The sequence below is a fragment of the Synechococcus sp. A15-62 genome (genome assembly GCF_014280075.1).
Taxonomy (GTDB): Bacteria; Cyanobacteriota; Cyanobacteriia; order PCC-6307; family Cyanobiaceae; genus Parasynechococcus.
In genome coordinates this window covers 1,707,504-1,725,295 of sequence record NZ_CP047950.1, presented here as the reverse complement: position 1 = coordinate 1,725,295, position 17,792 = coordinate 1,707,504, and the positions used below count along the sequence as shown (strand labels likewise).

At 55.0% G+C, this 17,792-nt stretch carries 15 protein-coding genes; 6 read left to right on the top strand and 9 right to left on the bottom strand.

What is annotated here, in order from left to right:
• Nucleotides 1-449 precede the first annotated feature (449 nt).
• Complete coding sequence (locus SynA1562_RS09885; protein ID WP_186493729.1) at nt 450-614, top strand: hypothetical protein; 165 nt, start codon at nt 450-452, stop codon at nt 612-614.
• 50 nt (nt 615-664) lie between these two features.
• On the opposite strand, the gene SynA1562_RS09880 is transcribed toward SynA1562_RS09885, so the two are convergent.
• The 3 genes from SynA1562_RS09880 to SynA1562_RS09870 form a co-directional block, all read right to left on the bottom strand.
• Complete coding sequence (locus SynA1562_RS09880; protein WP_186493728.1) at nt 665-862, bottom strand: hypothetical protein; 198 nt, start codon at nt 860-862, stop codon at nt 665-667.
• The gene (locus SynA1562_RS09875) at nt 852-1,013 is read right to left on the bottom strand and encodes a hypothetical protein (protein ID WP_255445636.1); all 162 of its coding nucleotides are present in this window, start codon (nt 1,011-1,013) and stop codon (nt 852-854) included. The genes SynA1562_RS09880 and SynA1562_RS09875 overlap by 11 nt, the downstream gene beginning before the upstream one ends.
• 1,222 nt (nt 1,014-2,235) lie before the next feature.
• Nucleotides 2,236-2,466, bottom strand: coding sequence for a hypothetical protein (locus SynA1562_RS09870; RefSeq protein WP_186493726.1), 231 nt, complete (start codon nt 2,464-2,466; stop codon nt 2,236-2,238).
• A gap of 244 nt (nt 2,467-2,710) precedes the next feature.
• Here SynA1562_RS09870 and SynA1562_RS09865 point away from each other — a divergent pair, with 244 nt between their 5' ends.
• Complete coding sequence (locus tag SynA1562_RS09865; protein WP_186493725.1) at nt 2,711-5,485, top strand: RNA helicase; 2,775 nt, start codon at nt 2,711-2,713, stop codon at nt 5,483-5,485.
• A 2-nt stretch (nt 5,486-5,487) separates the two neighbouring features.
• Here the strand turns inward: SynA1562_RS09865 and SynA1562_RS09860 are convergent, their stop codons facing one another.
• On the bottom strand, nt 5,488-6,921 hold the full coding sequence (locus SynA1562_RS09860; protein WP_255445635.1) for a class II fumarate hydratase: 1,434 nt from the start codon (nt 6,919-6,921) through the stop codon (nt 5,488-5,490).
• A 60-nt stretch (nt 6,922-6,981) separates the two neighbouring features.
• Here SynA1562_RS09860 and SynA1562_RS09855 point away from each other — a divergent pair, with 60 nt between their 5' ends.
• From SynA1562_RS09855 to SynA1562_RS09840, 4 genes are all read left to right on the top strand, one after another.
• The gene (locus SynA1562_RS09855; RefSeq protein ID WP_255445634.1) at nt 6,982-7,497 is read left to right on the top strand and encodes a DUF1997 domain-containing protein; all 516 of its coding nucleotides are present in this window, start codon (nt 6,982-6,984) and stop codon (nt 7,495-7,497) included.
• An 87-nt stretch (nt 7,498-7,584) separates the two neighbouring features.
• Nucleotides 7,585-8,340, top strand: a complete 756-nt coding sequence (locus SynA1562_RS09850) for a hypothetical protein (protein WP_186493724.1) — start codon at nt 7,585-7,587, stop codon at nt 8,338-8,340.
• Between the two features lie 155 nt (nt 8,341-8,495).
• Nucleotides 8,496-9,185, top strand: coding sequence for an ABC transporter permease (locus tag SynA1562_RS09845; RefSeq protein WP_255445787.1), 690 nt, complete (start codon nt 8,496-8,498; stop codon nt 9,183-9,185).
• A gap of 46 nt (nt 9,186-9,231) precedes the next feature.
• Nucleotides 9,232-10,440, top strand: coding sequence for a sugar ABC transporter (locus SynA1562_RS09840; protein WP_186493722.1), 1,209 nt, complete (start codon nt 9,232-9,234; stop codon nt 10,438-10,440).
• A 232-nt stretch (nt 10,441-10,672) separates the two neighbouring features.
• On the opposite strand, the gene SynA1562_RS09835 is transcribed toward SynA1562_RS09840, so the two are convergent.
• Genes SynA1562_RS09835 through rfbA form a run of 5 tightly spaced genes read right to left on the bottom strand, consistent with a single transcriptional unit; the run spans nt 10,673 to nt 17,785 of the window.
• The gene (locus tag SynA1562_RS09835) at nt 10,673-14,161 is read right to left on the bottom strand and encodes a rhamnan synthesis F family protein (RefSeq protein WP_186493721.1); all 3,489 of its coding nucleotides are present in this window, start codon (nt 14,159-14,161) and stop codon (nt 10,673-10,675) included.
• 32 nt (nt 14,162-14,193) lie between these two features.
• Nucleotides 14,194-15,330, bottom strand: a complete 1,137-nt coding sequence (gene rfbB, locus SynA1562_RS09830; protein WP_186493720.1) for a dTDP-glucose 4,6-dehydratase — start codon at nt 15,328-15,330, stop codon at nt 14,194-14,196.
• Nucleotides 15,331-15,385: 55 nt separating this feature from the next.
• On the bottom strand, nt 15,386-16,270 hold the full coding sequence (rfbD, locus tag SynA1562_RS09825; RefSeq protein ID WP_186493719.1) for a dTDP-4-dehydrorhamnose reductase: 885 nt from the start codon (nt 16,268-16,270) through the stop codon (nt 15,386-15,388).
• Nucleotides 16,267-16,857: a dTDP-4-dehydrorhamnose 3,5-epimerase gene (gene rfbC / locus SynA1562_RS09820; RefSeq protein ID WP_186493718.1), complete on the bottom strand. Its 591-nt coding sequence runs from the start codon at nt 16,855-16,857 to the stop codon at nt 16,267-16,269. Before rfbC ends, rfbD begins: the two co-directional genes overlap by 4 nt.
• Nucleotides 16,847-17,785, bottom strand: coding sequence for a glucose-1-phosphate thymidylyltransferase RfbA (rfbA, locus tag SynA1562_RS09815; RefSeq protein ID WP_186493717.1), 939 nt, complete (start codon nt 17,783-17,785; stop codon nt 16,847-16,849). Before rfbA ends, rfbC begins: the two co-directional genes overlap by 11 nt.
• Between the last annotated feature and the right edge of the window lie 7 nt (nt 17,786-17,792).

The following is a 17,792-nucleotide window of genomic DNA, read 5'->3' as shown; positions in this document are numbered from 1 at the left end:
ACACGCTTCATCTGCCCACCTCACCTCCCTCTGCCAGGTAGGTGCCCAAGGCTTACAGCTGCTGAGCATTTGGCAAATGATCAGACAGGATCGTCATGGAAGGTGTGCTCAAGCAAGGCTCGAAAAAGCTCTTGTTTTTTGTACTCAAGAAACTCTTGCTCCTCTGCAGGTCCGCCAGGCCAATTTCTCAACGCATCGCAAGTCGTCTTGTATTCGAGCTTGAGAGACCGCAAATCAAGGTGGAGGCTCGCAACTATTTCCTCGCGCACTGAGTAGAGGCGTCTTCAGGAATTATTACAGATACTCAACATTGCTTGACGTAGGGCCTGATACAGGTGCGCTGTAGCTAACGCTTTCTCTTTCTGCGAGCGGTCTGCGGTGCGGATGCCTCCGTCACGGCACAAGGAACAATTCCGCGATGGTTCATGGGTTGAAATTTTCTGAAGTCAATGACCTCCGAAACCAAGAACTGGGCAGTTGTTGCAGCCGTCATGGAAGTTCAAGGGGCTACCAACAGCCAGATGTACCGACGCGCTAAAGCGATGGCCGAAGGAAAGGCAGATCCAATGCCGACGAGCTATCCCGCTGCACCTCACAGCATCTCTGTTGCCTGAGTTAACGATCCAAGGCCCCCGCGCGAGCGGGGATTTCCCTTCGTTGCTGCTCAACGGCCTTCTAGGGCTATGGCTTGATCCATTCTCTTCTCCTCTGCAGTGAGGAAATCGGCCCACATCCCTATGAGAAAGCTCAGTGTGGCTAGGGCCTGTAACTGCTCTTTCGATCCAGGGCGGGTGTATTTGAAGTCCATGAACAGGCGATCAGCGGCTGATTGCTGTTCCTTGCATCGGGCATCAATAGACATCGTCAGGCCTCGACTTCAGTTTTTTGTCAGCTTTCTGATGAGCCTCCAGCGAAGTTGCTACAGCTGATTTGCTGCGGGAGCAGTCGCCAGCGTTGGAGACGCTATTGAGTACAACCAAGGCGATGACAGCGATGATCACGCTGTCACCCAAGGAAGCAGGGATCGCTAGTGATTTTTTGATTCGACTCATGCCGTCACACTACAAGCATTCGTTACATTTCTTATTGGTCTCGTTTTCGGGTTCCTATGTCCATCACCAGCCAAGACCTGATCGCTTTCTTTTGCAGCTTCGGCGTGGCTCTCGTAGCCCTGAACCTTTACAGGCTGGCGCAGCCGGCAAAAGGCTGAGGTCAAGGTTGAAACCCTGGGGACGATCTGAGTCACCAGGTCAGTGCTCACCCAATTGGTGACGCCTGTATCGACAACTGGCTTTTTCGCGCGTTGTAGGGCTACCACTAACAACAGGGTTAAAGGCATCCCCGCTTGGTCAAAAAGCTCCCTTGCCGCGTGTGCGGCAAGACAATCGAACTATCTGAAGTTGCTGCGAAGTTCGCGGCTGGCTCAGCTGTTCACGCAATGTGCGTTCCCAAGGCCAAGACCACTCGTAAAGGCCCGTCTTTTAAGAACCTGACTCGCTGGCTGGATCGTGTCTTGAGCGCATCCGATTAAGAGTGGCTCGCTCCTTCATACCGCTACCGTTTCGCCGCTACCCATGCGGTGCATTGCTTTCCAGTTGAGGCACCCGCTGCCTGCTCCCCTCACGATTAATGAGTCCTCTGACGGGTAGGCCGGCTTGCGTTTCCCGTCTATTACTGGCCAAGTCGCCACAAGACCATGGACATGATGTTCTTCATCGGCGTGAACATTGCTCTTCTCGGCTTGCTCGTCTACGGCCTCATGACGGCCAAAGAGAAGATCAAGTCTGGCCGTAAAGAGATCGTCTGACGTATCGGCCAACTAGCTGAGACCTCGGCCTGAGGTGCATGGCCTGCTGCATCGACGCCAGGCTCATTTCCATGGGGTGACTTTTGGCGACACCTGTTCCATGCATCCAGTCTGGTTCCCAGGTCTCCTGGTCGATGGTGGGGATCCATGAAGCGATTGCCGGTGGAGCGGCACCACACCGGGACGAAAGCCTTCAGCTTGTCGGCGAGCAACAGGTCGAGGCAGGCCCATCAAGGCAGTAAGCCTTGATGGTTGGCGACCCTCCATATTTCTCGATGCTGCTGGTGAGCCAAAGCTGTTGGAGCTGATCGACCGAGTTTTGGTTGTTCAAGCACTCCCAGATGTCCCGCACTGATCCGGTCACATCCAAGGTGCTCATCTCTGTCCTCGCCGCCGTCTGGAGGCGTCGCTCGCCTTAGTCGGTCGCCCTAGGTCGAGCCCCCGTCGTGGAGTTCGAACAGCAGACGGGCGGCGAGGCCACGGGAGATGCGTCGTGCCACGAGCAGATCGCAGATCCAGCTGAACAGCGGTGGCGCATCGGTGGTGGATGCCAGGCGCTGTTCGAGGGCCTTCAGCTCCTTCACGTCGCGGCAGCCCTTTAGGGCATCGATCAGGGTGTCTTCTGCCGGCCGAGGCTTGGTGAGCTGAGTGGTGGTCACAGGGTGATGCGTTCGTTCCTTCTGTCATGGCACCGGCGGAGTGCCCCTGTCATCCTTCGCCTCTGCACAGGCAGGCACAAAAAAAGCCCCAGTGGGATCACCAAGGCTCGAAGCATTCTCTGCATTATTTTTCATGATTCGACCAGCTGCCGTCAAAGGATGTCGGCAGATCTGATTGATGGCATTGGTGTGGCTTATCGCTTGTTTGAAAAGAGTGCTCAGCCAGGCTCCTTAAGATCATTCGATGAACCAATCGACACCGGCCACGCCCCGATCCGAGCCCGATGTCGATTGCAGTGCCCCACTGAATCCCTCAGAAATCTTTCCCTTCCCGCTGGATGATTTCCAGCTGGAGGCCATGGATGCCCTCAATCAGGGACATTCGGTTGTGGTCAGTGCCCCCACAGGATCCGGCAAAACCCTGATCGGTGAATACGCCATTCATCGCGCCCTGGCCCACGGCCAGAAGGTTTTCTACACCACACCGCTGAAGGCTCTCTCCAATCAGAAACTGCGCGATTTCCGTGATCAGTTCGGTGCGGAGAACGTGGGTTTGATGACCGGTGACCTCAGCGTGAATCGCGAGGCCTCCATCGTGGTGATGACCACGGAGATCTTCCGCAACATGCTCTACGCCGAGGTGGATGAGCACGACGATCCCCTGGCTGATGTGGAGGCGGTGGTGCTCGATGAGTGCCACTACATGAATGACTCCCAGCGCGGCACGGTCTGGGAGGAGTCGATCATTCACTGCCCACCCACGGTGCAGCTGGTGGCGCTCTCCGCCACCGTGGCCAATGCCGGGCAGCTGACCGACTGGATCGAGAAGGTGCATGGTCCGACCACGTTGGTGATGAGTGACCACCGGCCGGTGCCGCTGCAGTTCAGTTTCTGCAGTGCCAAGGGGTTGCATCCACTGCTGAACGAAGCCGGTACGGGTCTTCATCCCAACTGCAAGGTCTGGCGCGCGCCCAAGGGGCACAAGCGCAAAGGACGTTCCCAGAGGCCGCCGCAACCGGAGCCACCGCCGATCAGCTTCGTTGTGGCTCAGATGGCGGAGCGGCAGATGCTCCCAGCCATCTATTTCATCTTCAGCCGCCGCGGTTGCGACAAGGCGGTGCGGGATCTGGGGGTGCAGTGCCTGGTGACCCAGGAGGAGCAGGCGCGGATCAAGGAGCGTCTAACCGCTTACAGCCAAGACAACCCCGAGGCCGTTCGGGATGGAATTCACGCTGATGCGCTGCTGCGGGGCATCGCGGCCCACCACGCCGGTGTTCTGCCCGCCTGGAAGGAGTTGATCGAGGAGCTCTTCCAGCAGGGGTTGGTGAAGGTGGTCTTCGCCACAGAGACCCTGGCGGCGGGCATCAACATGCCGGCCCGCAGCACGGTGATTGCGGCTCTCTCCAAGCGCACCGAGCGGGGGCATCGCCCGCTGATGGGCAGTGAGTTCCTCCAGATGGCCGGCCGGGCCGGGCGTCGTGGCCTCGACTCCCAGGGCTACGTCGTGACGGTGCAAAGCCGTTTCGAAGGTGTGCGTGAAGCAGGTCAGCTGGCGACAAGTCCCGCTGACCCCCTGGTGAGCCAGTTCACCCCCAGCTACGGCATGGTTCTCAACCTGCTGCAACGCCACGATCTGGCCAAGGCCAGGGAACTGGTGGAGCGCAGTTTCGGCCGCTATCTGGCGGGGCTTGACCTCGTGGAGGACGAGGAGAATCTCTCCCAGCTGCGGTTGCAACTCAGCCAGCTGGAGGGTGTTGCCGGCGATATCCCCTGGGAAGACTTTGAGGACTACGAAAAAATGCGTGGGCGGCTCCGCGAAGAGCGGCGCTTGCTCCGCATCCTTCAGCAGCAGGCCGAGGAGACGCTGGCCAACGAGCTGACGATGGCCCTGCAGTTCGCCAGCACCGGCACCCTGGTCAGCCTCAAATCACCGCAGCTGCGGGGGCGCGTTGCGCCCGCGGTGATCGTCGAGAAGGTGAAGGGGCCCGGTCAGTTCCCGCTGCTGCTCTGCCTGACCGATGAAAACGTCTGGATCCTGCTGCCCTGTCAGGCTGTGGTGAGCATCCATGCGGAGCTCAGTTGCCTGCAGGTGGACGGGCTCGAGGTCCCGGAGCTGTCTCGCTCCGGTGAGTTGCGCCATGGCGATCAGGCCAGTGGTGGTTTGGCGTTAGCCGTGGCCCACATGGCCCGGCGCCACGACATGACCACCCCGCAATACGACCTGGCTGGGGAGGTGTTGACCCAGGCCAGGCTGGTGCGGGATCTCGAGCAGGAGCAGGAGCAGCATCCGGCCCATCGCTGGGGAGATCGCAAACAGCTGAAGAAGCACCGCCGTCGCATGGAAGATCTGGAGCTGGAGATCGCTGAACGGCAGCACCTGCTGCATCAGCGGGCCAACCGCCACTGGGAAACCTTCCTGGCCTTGATGGAGATCCTGCAGCACTTCGGATGTCTCGATGAGCTGGATCCCACGGAGATCGGCCGCACCGTTGCTGCCTTGCGAGGCGACAACGAACTCTGGCTCGGGCTGGCGCTGATGAGTGGCCATCTCGATGACCTCTCCCCCCCCGACCTGGCGGCGGTGTTCGAGGCGATCAGCACCGAGGTGAACCGCCCCGACCTGTGGAGTGGCTTCCCGCCACCTGCTGCAGCGGAGGAAGCGCTGCAGGATCTTTCGGGTCTGCGTCGCGAGCTGCTGCGGGCCCAGGAACGCGCCGGTGTGGTGGTGCCGGCCTGGTGGGAACCCGAGCTCATGGGCCTTGTGGATGCCTGGGCGCGGGGAACGTCCTGGAGCGATCTGATCGCCAATACCTCCCTTGATGAGGGTGATGTGGTGCGAATCATGCGCCGCACCGTGGACCTTCTGGCCCAGGTGCCCTACTGCGAAGCGATCAGCGAGCAATTGCGCAGCCATGCCCGTCAGGCGCTGAAAGCGATCAACCGCTTCCCCGTGGCTGAAGCCGAGGATCTGGTGCCGGCCTCCGCTGCGCTGAACCCGGCAACGGAGCGGGCCGCCTGAGTTCAGGCCTCTGGAGCGGCCATGGCGCCGGGATTCACCTGCTGATCAAAGTCGGCTTCGCTGATGTGGCCAAGCTCCAGGGCCGCCTGCTTCAGCGTCAGCCCCTGATGGTGGGCATGCTGAGCGATGGCACTCGCCTTCTCGTAACCGATGCTCGGGGTTAAGGCGGTGACCAGCATCAGGGAGCGATCGACGAACCGCTGAATTTGCTCGCGATCCGGCTCCAACCCTTCCACCAGGTTCTGGCGGAAGCTGGTCATGGCGTCCTTGAGCATGCGGATCGACTGCAGCAGGTTGAAGCCGATCAAGGGCTTGTAGACATTCATCTGCAGATGGCCGCCTGCTCCGGCTGCGGCCACGGCGCCATCGAGCCCGATCACCTGGGTGCAGACCATGGCCATGGCCTCGCACTGGGTGGGATTGATTTTCCCCGGCATGATCGAGCTGCCGGGTTCATTGGCGGGCAGCTGCAACTCGCCTAGCCCAGCTCGGGGACCGCATCCCAGCAGACGCACGTCGTTAGCGATGCGGAGCAGGGTCACCGCCAGCAGGCGCAGTTGGCCCATCGCATGGACGAGGGCGTCATGGCCGGCCATCACCGCGAAGAGGTTCTCAGCGGGACGGACCTCGACGCCAGCGACCCGGCTCAGCTCTTCCGCTACGGCATGACGGAAGCCAGGTGGAGTGTTCAACCCTGTGCCGACTGCGGTGCCACCAAGCGGGAGATCACCGAGGCTGACCAGACAGTCCCCCAGCCATGCCTGGGCTTGTTTGAGTTGATCCCGCCAGGCGCCCACTTCATCGCCCAGACGCAGGGGCACCGCATCCTGCAGATGGGTGCGGCCAATCTTGACGATGGGCATCCAGGCCTGGGCTTTGGCATCCAAGGCCTGCACCAGGGCATCGAGCGCCGGCAGCAGCCCGTCCTTTAGGTGCTTGGCCGCGGCGACGTGAATCGCTGCGGGAAACACGTCATTGGTGGATTGCGACCGATTGACGTGGTCATTCGGGTGCACTGGGCTGTGGCTTCCGAGGGCGGTGCCTGAAGCCTGAGACGCCAGATTGCTGATCACCTCGTTGACGTTCATGTTGGTCTGGGTCCCGCTTCCGGTCTGCCAGACCCGCAGCGGGAATTGATCGTTGTGCTGGCCAGCGGCAATGGCATCGGCCGCCGTGCAGATCAGCTCAACCTGTTGAGGGTTCAGAAGCGCATGCTGGCCGTTCACCGTGGCGCAGGAACGCTTGATCCAGGCCAGGGCCTGGAGGATTTCAAGCGGGATTCGTTCGTCGCTGATGGCGAAGTTCTGAAGGGATCGCTGGGTCTGGGCTCCCCAGAGCGCTTCGGATGCCACCTCAATGCCACCCAGGCTGTCGGTTTCAATCCTGAACGGCTGCGTCATCGGATCTTCGGCGCGATCGAGTGATGCTTCGATCATCCGTGATCACTGTCCGTTGGTCGTGCCATCGTTCCGCAGCAACTGTTTCGGTGGTTTTCGGTGCAGGTTCACCGCTCCCATGGCATCGATGTGCAGGTGCCTGATGCATCCCTGCCTCAGCTGCAGGCCTACCTGGCGCAGCCTGGGCGCCCCTTGAAGGCTCTGTTGAATCGCAAAAAGGTGGAGCGGCTCGCAGATGGCCGCTTCCTTTATGCATCCCGGCCGTATCAGTTGCTGAATTTTCAGCTCCAGCCTGAGGTGGTGTTCCGCTCCAGCTGGGATGGCGACCAACTCACCATTCTTTTTGAGCACTGCACGATTCATGGCCTTGGGCGCTTGCAGGATCTTGTGCAGTTCCAGTGCCAGGCATGGATTCGTCCCGAGCAGCAACGGTTGATGGCTAAGGCTGATCTCAGTCTTGAACTGTCTCCGCGAGGAGCAGGGTCACTTGTACCGGAGCCGCTGATTCAACGCACCGGAGATCTTGCCCTGAGTTTGGTTACGGATCGCCTGGAAAAGCGGTGCCGCACTGGCTTAAGGAAAGGTGCACTTAATTGGATTGCGCGTCACCCCTAAAGCTGCTTTATTTCTTAGTGGTATCGTTATTGCACAGAGACTTCCGCACCTGGTTGAGTGGTAATTGCGACAGCTTCATCTAAACCAGTGCTGACGTTCCGCAACTTCTCCCTTCGCTGCGATCAGTCAAATCCTCTAGTTTCGTTTGATACTCCTTGGAATTGGGAGTGTGGTCAAGGCAAGAGAATAGCTTTTATTACGAATAATTCTTTCCTTCGTTACCAGCTGATTGCTTGTATGTCTGGCCTGGTCTCTCCAGTAACAGGTCAAATTGTTAGTAATAGCGTGATTGGCTGGCCTGTTGGAGCAGATGGAGGATTGGATAGAAAGCTGCGGGTTTCCCATGCCGTCAGCTTTCTATCAACCGTCTACAACGATTGCCTTGGCAAATCTCTCGTCAGTATTGACGAATTTTGGAAGACCTTGTCAGATACCGGTATTGAGCCAGACCTTGTAATTAAAGAGCTCTCAAGAGAGCAGAAAGATTTCTTCGGTTTGGCCTTGTCTGTGATTTTTTCCTTCGACTGCTATTTAATTCCTAAGACAAGATTTTTAATGTCTAAGCCTGCCAATCTGCTTAAAGAGTTGTTGTTGAGGCAGATCGAGGGGAAAATGCTTTTTTCTACTTCGGCAAATGTTCAGTTCCAGCGAGAATTCTGTACAGATGGCCTGGTTTTGGGCCCTCTAGGTCAAATTCTCTTTTTGGGCCCTCTCGCAGATGCCATTCAGTGGGCAGACCAAAACCTAGAGCGTTCCAATGTATTAGAGTCTGAAGATGATGGCTTTGAGGTTAACTTAAATTTGAGCAATTCAGACTCTACTGATGATGAAATAGACTTTTAAGTATGGAAAGTATAATGTTCTTTTTTAGAAGATTTTTGGCTGCAATGTCGAGACAGATATCGACAATCCTTGCTCTCGCGGCCTATGAGAACGATCGGAAATCAACCAGTAGCTCAGTTGGCTCTTGGGAGAGTCTGATTAATCCGTTGCAGATCATGCTGTTCTTTATCGGGATCCGTATTGGATTTCGATATCTGTTATCTGGTGGGTCGTTAGGTGGCAGCGCTACAAGCCTATATTTCAACATCGTTATTTTTATGGCCGCTGGATTTACAATTTATTTTCCTTTTAGACAGCTGGCCATACAAGCACTATCCGGCTTGAAATTGAGATCTCCTTTATATTACAAGCGTATTGAGCCGCTGGACATACTTTTAGCTTTGTCAATTAACAATGTTAGGGCTTTGTTGACCCTCACTCTTGGCCTTATGGCACTGATATGGGCTCTTACATGGGATTTTCGAATGGATAGTCCTGGGTTGGCTCTGTGCATCTATCTGCTAACCGTTGTGATGGCAATAGGGTTTGGTATCTGTCTTGTCTTTCTTGGTAGTTATAATAAATTTATTACTAGGCTGATTAAACGTCTTATTAATCGTATTCTTATTTTCACATCCGGTCTGTTTTTCGCCACTTTTGAACTCCCCCTATATTCAAGACCATTCGTTACATGGAATCCTCTCCTTCATGCAGTTGAGCTTTTCCGTTATTCTCTAAATAATGAATACCCAATTCCCGATATTTCATTGTCATACCTCATTTGGTGTTCCCTGATACTTTTAGGATTTTCTCTGATTCTTTACAGGACGAATGAGTCCTTGCTCCTTGAGTCAGTTGATGACTAACCACTTGATTTTCTCCCTGCTCCATTACCTAAAATGAATTTGAGTCATGTCTGAGTCAAACCAGCGTTCCAATACTTTCTCTAACACCCCTAAGAAATTGTCTTCATCATTTAAATTCGCTGAGTCTTTCGAGTCAAATCAACTTATCACTTTATGGCGTGAGCGGCTTGCCAGTTACGCAAAGCCCCGGATTTTGATCTCGGCTTTTCTGGCAACATCAGCCTTTTATTGCTTTGTCATTGGTCGAGACCGTTACACGTCTGTCTCTGAGTTTGTGATTCAACAGGCAGCTCCATTGGATGGTTCATCTGCTTCGGTATTGGCTGGTGCAGCTTCTTCTCCGCAAGTTTTAACTTCCCTCGTTGATGGACAATACCTACAGGTCTACCTTGAATCTTCAGACATAAAAAATCGTCTGTTCCCCGATGGCAAGAAGCTTGAGCAGGCTTATCGACCCCGACTCCCTGATGTCTGGACTGGATTGCCTGCGAGTAGTTCGGCACCAGCGCAGCTTGATTTTTACAGAAAACAGTTGTCTGTAGCTCCTCAGCCGATGAGTGGTTCAGTCATTCTCACGACTTCCGGCTTTACCCCAAAGCAGGCTTTTGATCTTAACGCTGCGCTGCTGAAACAGTCGCGTCGATTTGTGAATGAAGTGAACCAGTCAATCAATGCTGATCAAAATAAATTTGCTAGAAAAGAAGTTCAGTTGGCGGAACTAAATCTCAAAGCAGCCTCAAGGAAGCTTGAGCTTTTCCGCAAAAAACATGGGAACTTGAGTGTTGAGTCTGAGCAAGCTGCAACATCTTCATTTATTTCTGGCCTGGAATCGCAGCTTGTTGAACTGAAGGTTGAAGAAGCAGCATTGCGCCGTCAATATCGCGATCCAAATGCACCTGAAGTTTCATTTGTTGCAGACCAAGTTAAGGAGCTTCAAGTGCAGATTCGTCAAGAAAGGGATAAATCCGTCAGTAATGACGGTCGAGACCTCAATACTCTTGTTCTTGAAGAAGCAGGGTTGATTTCAGACGTCGAATTTGCCACTGAAACGCTTCAATCGGCGCGACTTGCTTCTGATAACAGTCGTCGAGAAAGCCAGCGTCAATTAAAATTTGTTGTTGTTCTGAGTCAACCTGGATTGCCCGTTGAGCCAGATCAAAACTGGCGGTGGCAAGCATTTTTGGCATCTGTCGGAATCATTGTTGTGGGTTGGGGTGTCGGTGGATTTATTTTGAATGCAATGCGTAAGAGCTGATTTGTTGATCAGTCTGTTTGATTGAAGGACTGTGAATGGCACTGTATTTTCACCTTTCTCTAAGTAATGACTAGATCTGTGAGTTTAAGTTTAAGGCAGATGTTTTTGCGCTTACTTTTGAATTGATCTCGATAATGTAAAAGCTGTAGTGACTTATGGTTATTTTTCCTGATCGTATTGCTCAAAATATGAAGTTGATGATTTGTTGTATGAACATGGCTTGTTTATTTTATTAGGGACGTAGGTCGCCGTGCCCTTTGGCGGCCAAGTAGTAGCCACAGGCCCGAGCAAAATGAATCCGTCGCCGTTGGAGTAAATCGTCGTCGCTGACGTTTGGGTATAACTTCTGAGCTTCGCGGTCGTTGGCACAGGCTTGTTCAACCATTTGCAAAACCTGTTCTTTGCTGGAAGGTAAACTTTCTCCAAGAAGTTGATTATAAAAGTGCCATTCCGTGTTGGCGCGCATGATTGTTTCCCGGAAACCATATTCGTGGGAATGGCGAACAACAGCTGTTGAGGCATAGGCCTTTTTGTAGCCCTTCCTGAGGATTTCACGTGCCCACAATTGATCTTCACCATAAACAACATCGGGAAGTGGTAATTTTTCCCATACAGATTTTCTCAGGCATGAATTGTTGTCTGAGTAGAAACGTTCATGGGTGGAGACAATTCCATTGGAGTTCTGTCGATCAACATCCAGTTTGATTGGTTGTCGATGACTCCTGAAGATCCAACGATTGAAGTGCCGGTCAAGGTCATGGGCGGTGAGTTGTCCATGACCGCAATGGGCGATATGGCAGCCGAAAACACCGGCCACATTTGGATCCTTTTGCAGTGGAGCGATGAGATTCATCAGCCACATGCGATTTGCCGGAATCGCGTCCTGCGTGATGAAAGCGACGTATTCCCCTTGCGCTAGCTCTACCCCCAAGTTGCGGGTGCGTCCATGGCCAAAATCCTCTTGCTTAATTCTGTGTAGACGGAGTCGTTCGTCTTTTGGCAGTGCATCGAGGCATCCATCACTGGAGGCACTGTCGATCAATAACACTTCAAATTCCCGATCAAGATCTTGCGACAGACAAGACTCAATGACGGTTTTGAGCATCGTGCCTCCGTTGTAAACGGGGATCACAATCGTCACCAAGGGAGTCGATGCCTGAAGTTGTCGCGGGAGCGATGGCGCCGATGACAGTGACTCCTGAATGAAGGCTTCGATCAGTTTGTTGGAGTCATCCCAGCTGAGCTGTTCAGTGGCGGCAAGGCCAGCCTTAGCGGTGCTTTGCCTGAACGACGCATCATTCAACAATCGGCTTAATGCTGAGGCCAGCTTTATCGGTGTTGGTTTGGCCAACACCGCCGTTTCTGGTTGATAGGAGATCCGCGTGTGCTCGGCATCAATATCAACAACCGGCAGCCCGCAGGCCATCATTTCGTTCGGCACCAGTGAGTAGTTGGTTCCTGAAAGCACCAAACCAACTGCGCATTGGCGATAGAGATTGGCCAAGGCGTCGGCGTCCAGAATTCCTGCATGCCTCACTTTCACTGGAATTCCAAGATCGGGAAGGTCTTTTTCGCCGAAGGTGATGATCTCGAAGTGGTCGCCCAGATCAAATAAAGCCCTTAAGGCAAGCAGTCCCAGTTCATAAAGCCGCCTTGGCGTACTGCGTCTTACATAGAATGCAATTGCATCGCGTTTGCGTTTCTCTTCGTTCTTGGGGTAGTAAACACTGTGGTCGACGGCCAGTGGGAAAGAGATGGCTGAGTTGCCAAAGCTTTCCATCTTCTGTTTCAGCCAAGGGCTGGCACAAATGCAGGAAAAATTGTTATCAGATGCATAGGATTGTTCGGTAAGGATGCTTGAGCTACCTCGCGCGAAAAAGTAGGGCTCATAATCCTGAACAAAATAAAATCTTTTCTGAAATTTTTTCATTCCAAGCACGGGATAAGTGCTCATCCGGTCTGTGGCAATGACAACGTCGCCTGATACAAGATCAAGGTCGTCTTGGTTGTTGCCCAGCATGTAGACCTGATCTGTACGCAGTGGAATGAAGGACTGGTCGATGCCACGTTTGTGCAACGAGCTGAGGCGGCTTGGCTTGTCGTTCCCCTTGAGCTCGGAGTGAACCCAGATTGTGCATTGGTGACCACAGCGCTCCAGATAGTCAATAGCTCTGAAAATGGTCATGTGGCCGCCGAGGCCGGGCGTGAAATTGGGGATGACCCAATGGATGTGCAGAGATTTGGGGTTGATATTGTTCTTCAGCGACCAGTCTGGATCCAATTGCTGGGGTTTGAATTGAATAACTTTTTCAAAGCCCTGGATTGTCAGTTTATTTTTGCCTTCAATAATTGTTTTATCGGTTTGATGTTGTTTTGAAAGGGAGTACCCGCAGTATGTTGTTTGCAGCTTTTGATTGAATATTTCAGTCGTCGAAAGGCCTATGAGGCGTTCAATGCTGTGGGCGATGGTTCCGTCGATCTGACCGCCTTCCTCATCGAAGTCATTCCAGCTGAGATCCCATTCAAGAATGGGTTTGAGTAGCTCTGGCTTGCACCAGAACATCGTGCCGGTTGGGAAGCGAAACTGACTGTCTCTTTTGATGTGGTCGAGATTGAAGCGTTTTAGGAAGGGATTGGCTTTGGTGTAGTTACCATCCTCATGGCCCCAGCAGGAATCGTGTTTAATTCCGAGGCTGAGTGCGTAGTTCTCAATCGGATACACGATTCCTGTCTCTGGTGATTGGAGGGCTTTGAGATTGGTGGCTGTAATGGTTTTGCTGCCAATCAGGTTGTCAAGGCAGTGAAGAAACCAGCCGCTAAGCGCATTGCTGTGGGGGCTTTTTTTGGAGTGGAGCTTAAGGATGAGGTCGTAGTTGAGGATTTGATCTTTAAAGCCAACGAAGAATGGAGCGACGTCGCGTCCAATGTTTTTGAAGTGCCTAACGTCAACCCTCTGGGCATTTTCGACTCGTGCAAAAATGTGTTTCAACACTTCAACTGAATCTTCTTTCGTGGAAATGAAGATGTCGATGCTGCAGGGTATATTCTTCAGGTAAGCGGCGATTGTTTCTCCCAGCTCTGGGTAGAAGATATGCAGGAAGACGCCAACTTTTTTGCCTTTCAGGTCGTCCTTGATTGAATTCAAGGCACTTGTTTTAGGCCGTTTGATGTCGGCCATTTTCCGCATAAAATGGATGTTGTCCATCGAGTAGCGGTGTTCGTTCATTCCGAACTTGAAACAGTGGACCATCGGGTTGAGTCCGCTTTTTCTGACATCCGGGTACTTGCTTAGATAATTGTCTGTATCAAACAAATTGCTGGGATCAATCCCGGTTTTGTTGCCTGATGTGCAGTAATGAAGAATAACGTCTCCAATGCATTCAAGGGTTTCTACTTCTTCTTTCTCTAATTGAGACTTATAGTGTTCGATGTCGAACACATAGGCGTAATGGGCTAATTCTCGAAAGTCGCGAATAATTTTCTTGCTTATATCTTTTCTTTCAAGCCTCTTGATGTAATCCTGCAGCTCAGGTGTTGTTTTTTTGCGCTTGTTGTTGGGTGGCGCTGGATGTTTTGCTTGGCCCAGTCGATTGAGCTGCTTTCGTAGTGCCTTGGGCAATATTTTCTGCTGGCCCATCGCAGAAGCTGAGCGCTTCAGTACCTGCTTGGTCGTGTGGGAAAAAGCGGAGAGCGGATGACGATGTTTTGGCATGCCGCTCATGTGGCAGGTCTAAAACAGAATGTGGAAACCTATCACTCGTTTGAGTTGGTTTTTGGTGTCCCCATGCCCAATCTGCTGCCGTCATATCCCGCACGCTGACGTACCTTGCTGCACCAGTTCTGATTGGCCAAGTACCAGCGCACCGTCTCTGCTAGTCCCTGCTCGACATCGTGACGAGGGCTCCAGCCAAGCTCGGAACTAATGCGGCTTGGGTCAATCGCGTAGCGACGGTCGTGGCCAGGGCGATCGGTCACAGGCGTAATCAACTCCGCGTGGGGTGCTGATGAGGGGCAGCTTTGATCCAGCTGTTGGCAGATGGCGTGAACGATCTCTTTGTTGGTGCGCTCACCGTGGCCGCCAACGCAGTAACTGCGACCCGACTCACCCTTGCAGGCGGCCAAAAGCAATGCATCGACGTGATCTTCCACGTACAACCAATCCCGTACATTCAGCCCGTCGCCGTAGAGAGGAATCGACTCACCTCCTGCGGCCTTCAAGGTGACCACGGGGATGAGCTTTTCCGGGAACTGCCAGGGCCCGTAGTTGTTTGAGCAGTTGGTGAGCACCACGGGAAGTCCAAAGGTGTGGTGCCAGGCCTGAACCAGGTGATCGCTTGCCGCCTTGCTGGCGGAGTAAGGGCTGCGGGGGTCATAGGGCGTTGTTTCTGAGAAACGCCCCTCGGCGCCTAGGGACCCAAAGACTTCGTCGGTGCTGATGTGGTGCATCCGGAAGGAATTACGGCGTTCACCGCTCAAACCCTCGTAGTGGCCCCGCACCGCCTGCAGCAGGTTGTAGGTGCCGTTCACGTTGCTCTCGATGAACACGCCAGGGCCGGAGATGGATCGATCCACGTGGCTTTCCGCCGCCAAGTGCATCACCAAATCGGGGTCGGCCTCCTGCACTGCCGCCTCAACGGCGGTTTTATTGGTCAGATCCACCTGCTGAAGCCTGTGCCGATTGTTCGCCGCTCCGCCCAGCTCGCTCAGCACCTCCTCAATCGAAGACAGGTCGCTGGCATAGCCCATCTTGTCGAGATTAAAGACGGTGACTGTGGTTTCCCGAAGTAGCCTGCGCACGACCGCGCCGCCAATGAAGCCGGCGCCTCCGGTGACCAGAACTTTGCGGCGACCTCCCAGCAGGTCGGAGGCGGAAGGCATGGAGGAAACCATTGGTGTGTGCGTGGGGGGCTTTGTTTGAGGTTGCGGCGTAGAACTCAGTGGCGCTTCATGGCGTTTTGGCTTGCTGCAACACAGCCTTCAGGGCTTGCTGCCAGTGCTCGCCGTTGAGGTCCAGTGCTGCTCGGGTGGCCGTGCAGTCCAGCAGGGAATAGGCCGGCCGTTCAGCAGGCGTCGGGTAGTCCGCTGTTGTGATTGGTTGCACGGCTGCGGGCGTGTCGATTAGCCCCAAGTCAGCACCGATCTGGCCTACGGCCACCGCCACGTCGTACCAGCTGGCGGCGCCGGCATCACTCCAGTGCATCACAGTTGGTAGTTCGCGCTCATCAGCGATTTGAAGCGTTTGCCAACAGGCTTGAGCGAGGTTGAGGGTGCTGGTGGGACAGCCCACTTGATCGGCGACAACACCCAGTTGATCCCGTTCGCGGTGGAGGCGGAGCATGGTCAGGGCAAAGTTCTTGCCCACGGGTCCGATCACCCAGCTGGTGCGCAGGATCAGGCTCCGTCCGCTTGCGCCAAAAATTGTTTGGACCGCTGCTTCTCCAGCAGCTTTGCTGGCGCCGTAAACACCGAGAGGGTCGCGGGCCTGCTCGGGTTGATATGGGGTGCCCTGGGTTCCGTTGAAGACGAAGTCGGTGCTGATCTGGAGCAGGCGTCCTCCTTGTTGATCAAGAGCGCGGGCAAAGGCCTCGGGTGCCCCGGCATTCACGACATGGGCCAGCTCCGGTTCCGACTCGGCCTTGTCCACTGCTGTGTAGGCACCTGCATTGAGCACCCAGTCGGGTTGGTGCTGTTTCACGGCGCTGCGGCAGGCTTCTGGGTCAGACAGGTCAAGCTGCTGACGGCTGGTGGCCACCAGATCTAGTCCCTCAGGGGCGGAAGCGATCAGAGCCTGGCCCAGCTGACCGCCGGCTCCGGTGAGCAGCACCTTCATGGGAAAACGTCTCCAGCCACCTCAGCGGATTTGAACCCTGCTGCTTCGGCATCTTTGCCCGAGAGGCTCACCTCTGCGCCCTGCAGCCGATCGAGAGGCCAGGCAATGGCCAAATCCGGATCATTCCAGACGATGGCCCGCTCACAGGATTTGTTCCAGAACCCCCGCGCCTTGTATTGCACCTCAGCAACATCGCTGAGGGTGAGGAAGCCGTGGGCGAAGCCCTCGGGGATCCAAAGCTGGGATTTGTTTTCAGCGCTGAGTTCGGCACCGACCCAGGCACCAAAAGTGGGCGAGCTGCGTCGGATGTCGACGGCAACGTCGTAGATCGCCCCGAGCGTGGCACGCACCAGCTTGGCCTGGGGTTCCGGAGCGAGCTGGTAGTGCAGACCCCGCAGCACCCCTTGGATCGAGCGGGAGTGGTTGTCTTGCGAAAACAGCACTGATTCGCCGACGGCGTTATCGAACTTGCGCTGGTTCCAGCTTTCGTAGAACCACCCACGGTCATCGCCAAAGGCTTGGGGGGTGATCAGCAGGGGGCCCTGCATCAATACGCCGGACGAGGTCGTGAGTTGTTCAAACTGCATGACTTACCTCCAGGCTGGTTTGCAGGGCTGCGTGATCGCTCACGCTCTCCTCGAGCATTTGGAGGAGATATGAGCCGTAGCCACTCTTCTTGAGGGGTTGCGCCAGTTGTTCGAGTTGTGCGGCACTGATCCAGCCCTGACGCCAAGCCACCTCTTCTGGACAGCCAACCTTCAGCCCTTGACGGTGTTCGAGCGTGCGGATGTAGCTGCCGGCATCGTTGAGGGAGTCGCAGGTGCCGGTGTCGAGCCAGGCCATGCCACGGCCCATCAGTTCCACCCGCAGCAGCCCTTCATCGAGGTACATCTGATTGAGATCAGTGATCTCCAGCTCTCCACGAGCGGAAGGCTTCACTTGGTGGGCCCGTTCCACGACGCTGTCGTCGTAGAAGTACAACCCGGTGACGGCGTAGCGGCTTTTGGGTTTCTGAGGTTTTTCCTCCAGACTGAGCACGCGGCCATCGGCATCGAACTCGGCCACGCCATAACGCTCGGGATCACTGACGGGATAGGCAAAAACCGTCGCCCCTTGGGCTTGTGCGTTGCTGTTCACCAGCTGGGGCACCAGGTCGTGCCCATGGAAGAGGTTGTCCCCCAATACCAGCGCGGCAGGATGGCCCGCCAGGAAGTCGGCCCCGATCAGAAACGCTTGGGCCAAACCGTCTGGGCTCGGCTGCACGGCGTACTCGATCGTCATGCCCCAGCGGCTGCCATCGCCGAGCAAGCGCTGAAATGCCTCGCGGTCGTGGGGGGTGGTGATGATCAGTACCTCGCGGATTCCCGCCAGCATCAGGGTGCTGAGTGGGTAATAAATCATCGGCTTGTCGTAAACCGGAAGCAGCTGTTTGCTGACGGCTTGGGTGATCGGATGCAGCCGCGTGCCGCTACCGCCAGCCAAGATGATTCCCCGTCGATCGGATGCGCTGCTCATCGGCTGG

Excerpts from the sequence above, each read along its gene's own strand:
- rfbA (WP_186493717.1), bottom strand. The coding sequence starts at position 17,785 with ATGAGCAGCGCATCCGATCGACGGGGAATCATCTTGGCTGGCGGTAGC.
- rfbD (WP_186493719.1), bottom strand. The coding sequence starts at position 16,270 with ATGAAGGTGCTGCTCACCGGAGCCGGCGGTCAGCTGGGCCAGGCTCTG.
- rfbB (WP_186493720.1), bottom strand. The coding sequence starts at position 15,330 with ATGGTTTCCTCCATGCCTTCCGCCTCCGACCTGCTGGGAGGTCGCCGC.
- SynA1562_RS09840 (WP_186493722.1), top strand. The coding sequence starts at position 9,232 with ATGTCTGAGTCAAACCAGCGTTCCAATACTTTCTCTAACACCCCTAAG.
- SynA1562_RS09835 (WP_186493721.1), bottom strand. The coding sequence starts at position 14,161 with ATGAGCGGCATGCCAAAACATCGTCATCCGCTCTCCGCTTTTTCCCAC.
- SynA1562_RS09865 (WP_186493725.1), top strand. The coding sequence starts at position 2,711 with ATGAACCAATCGACACCGGCCACGCCCCGATCCGAGCCCGATGTCGAT.
- rfbC (WP_186493718.1), bottom strand. The coding sequence starts at position 16,857 with ATGCAGTTTGAACAACTCACGACCTCGTCCGGCGTATTGATGCAGGGC.
- SynA1562_RS09885 (WP_186493729.1), top strand. The coding sequence starts at position 450 with ATGACCTCCGAAACCAAGAACTGGGCAGTTGTTGCAGCCGTCATGGAA.
- SynA1562_RS09880 (WP_186493728.1), bottom strand. The coding sequence starts at position 862 with ATGTCTATTGATGCCCGATGCAAGGAACAGCAATCAGCCGCTGATCGC.
- SynA1562_RS09860 (WP_255445635.1), bottom strand. The coding sequence starts at position 6,921 with ATGATCGAAGCATCACTCGATCGCGCCGAAGATCCGATGACGCAGCCG.
- SynA1562_RS09845 (WP_255445787.1), top strand. The coding sequence starts at position 8,496 with ATGCTGTTCTTTATCGGGATCCGTATTGGATTTCGATATCTGTTATCT.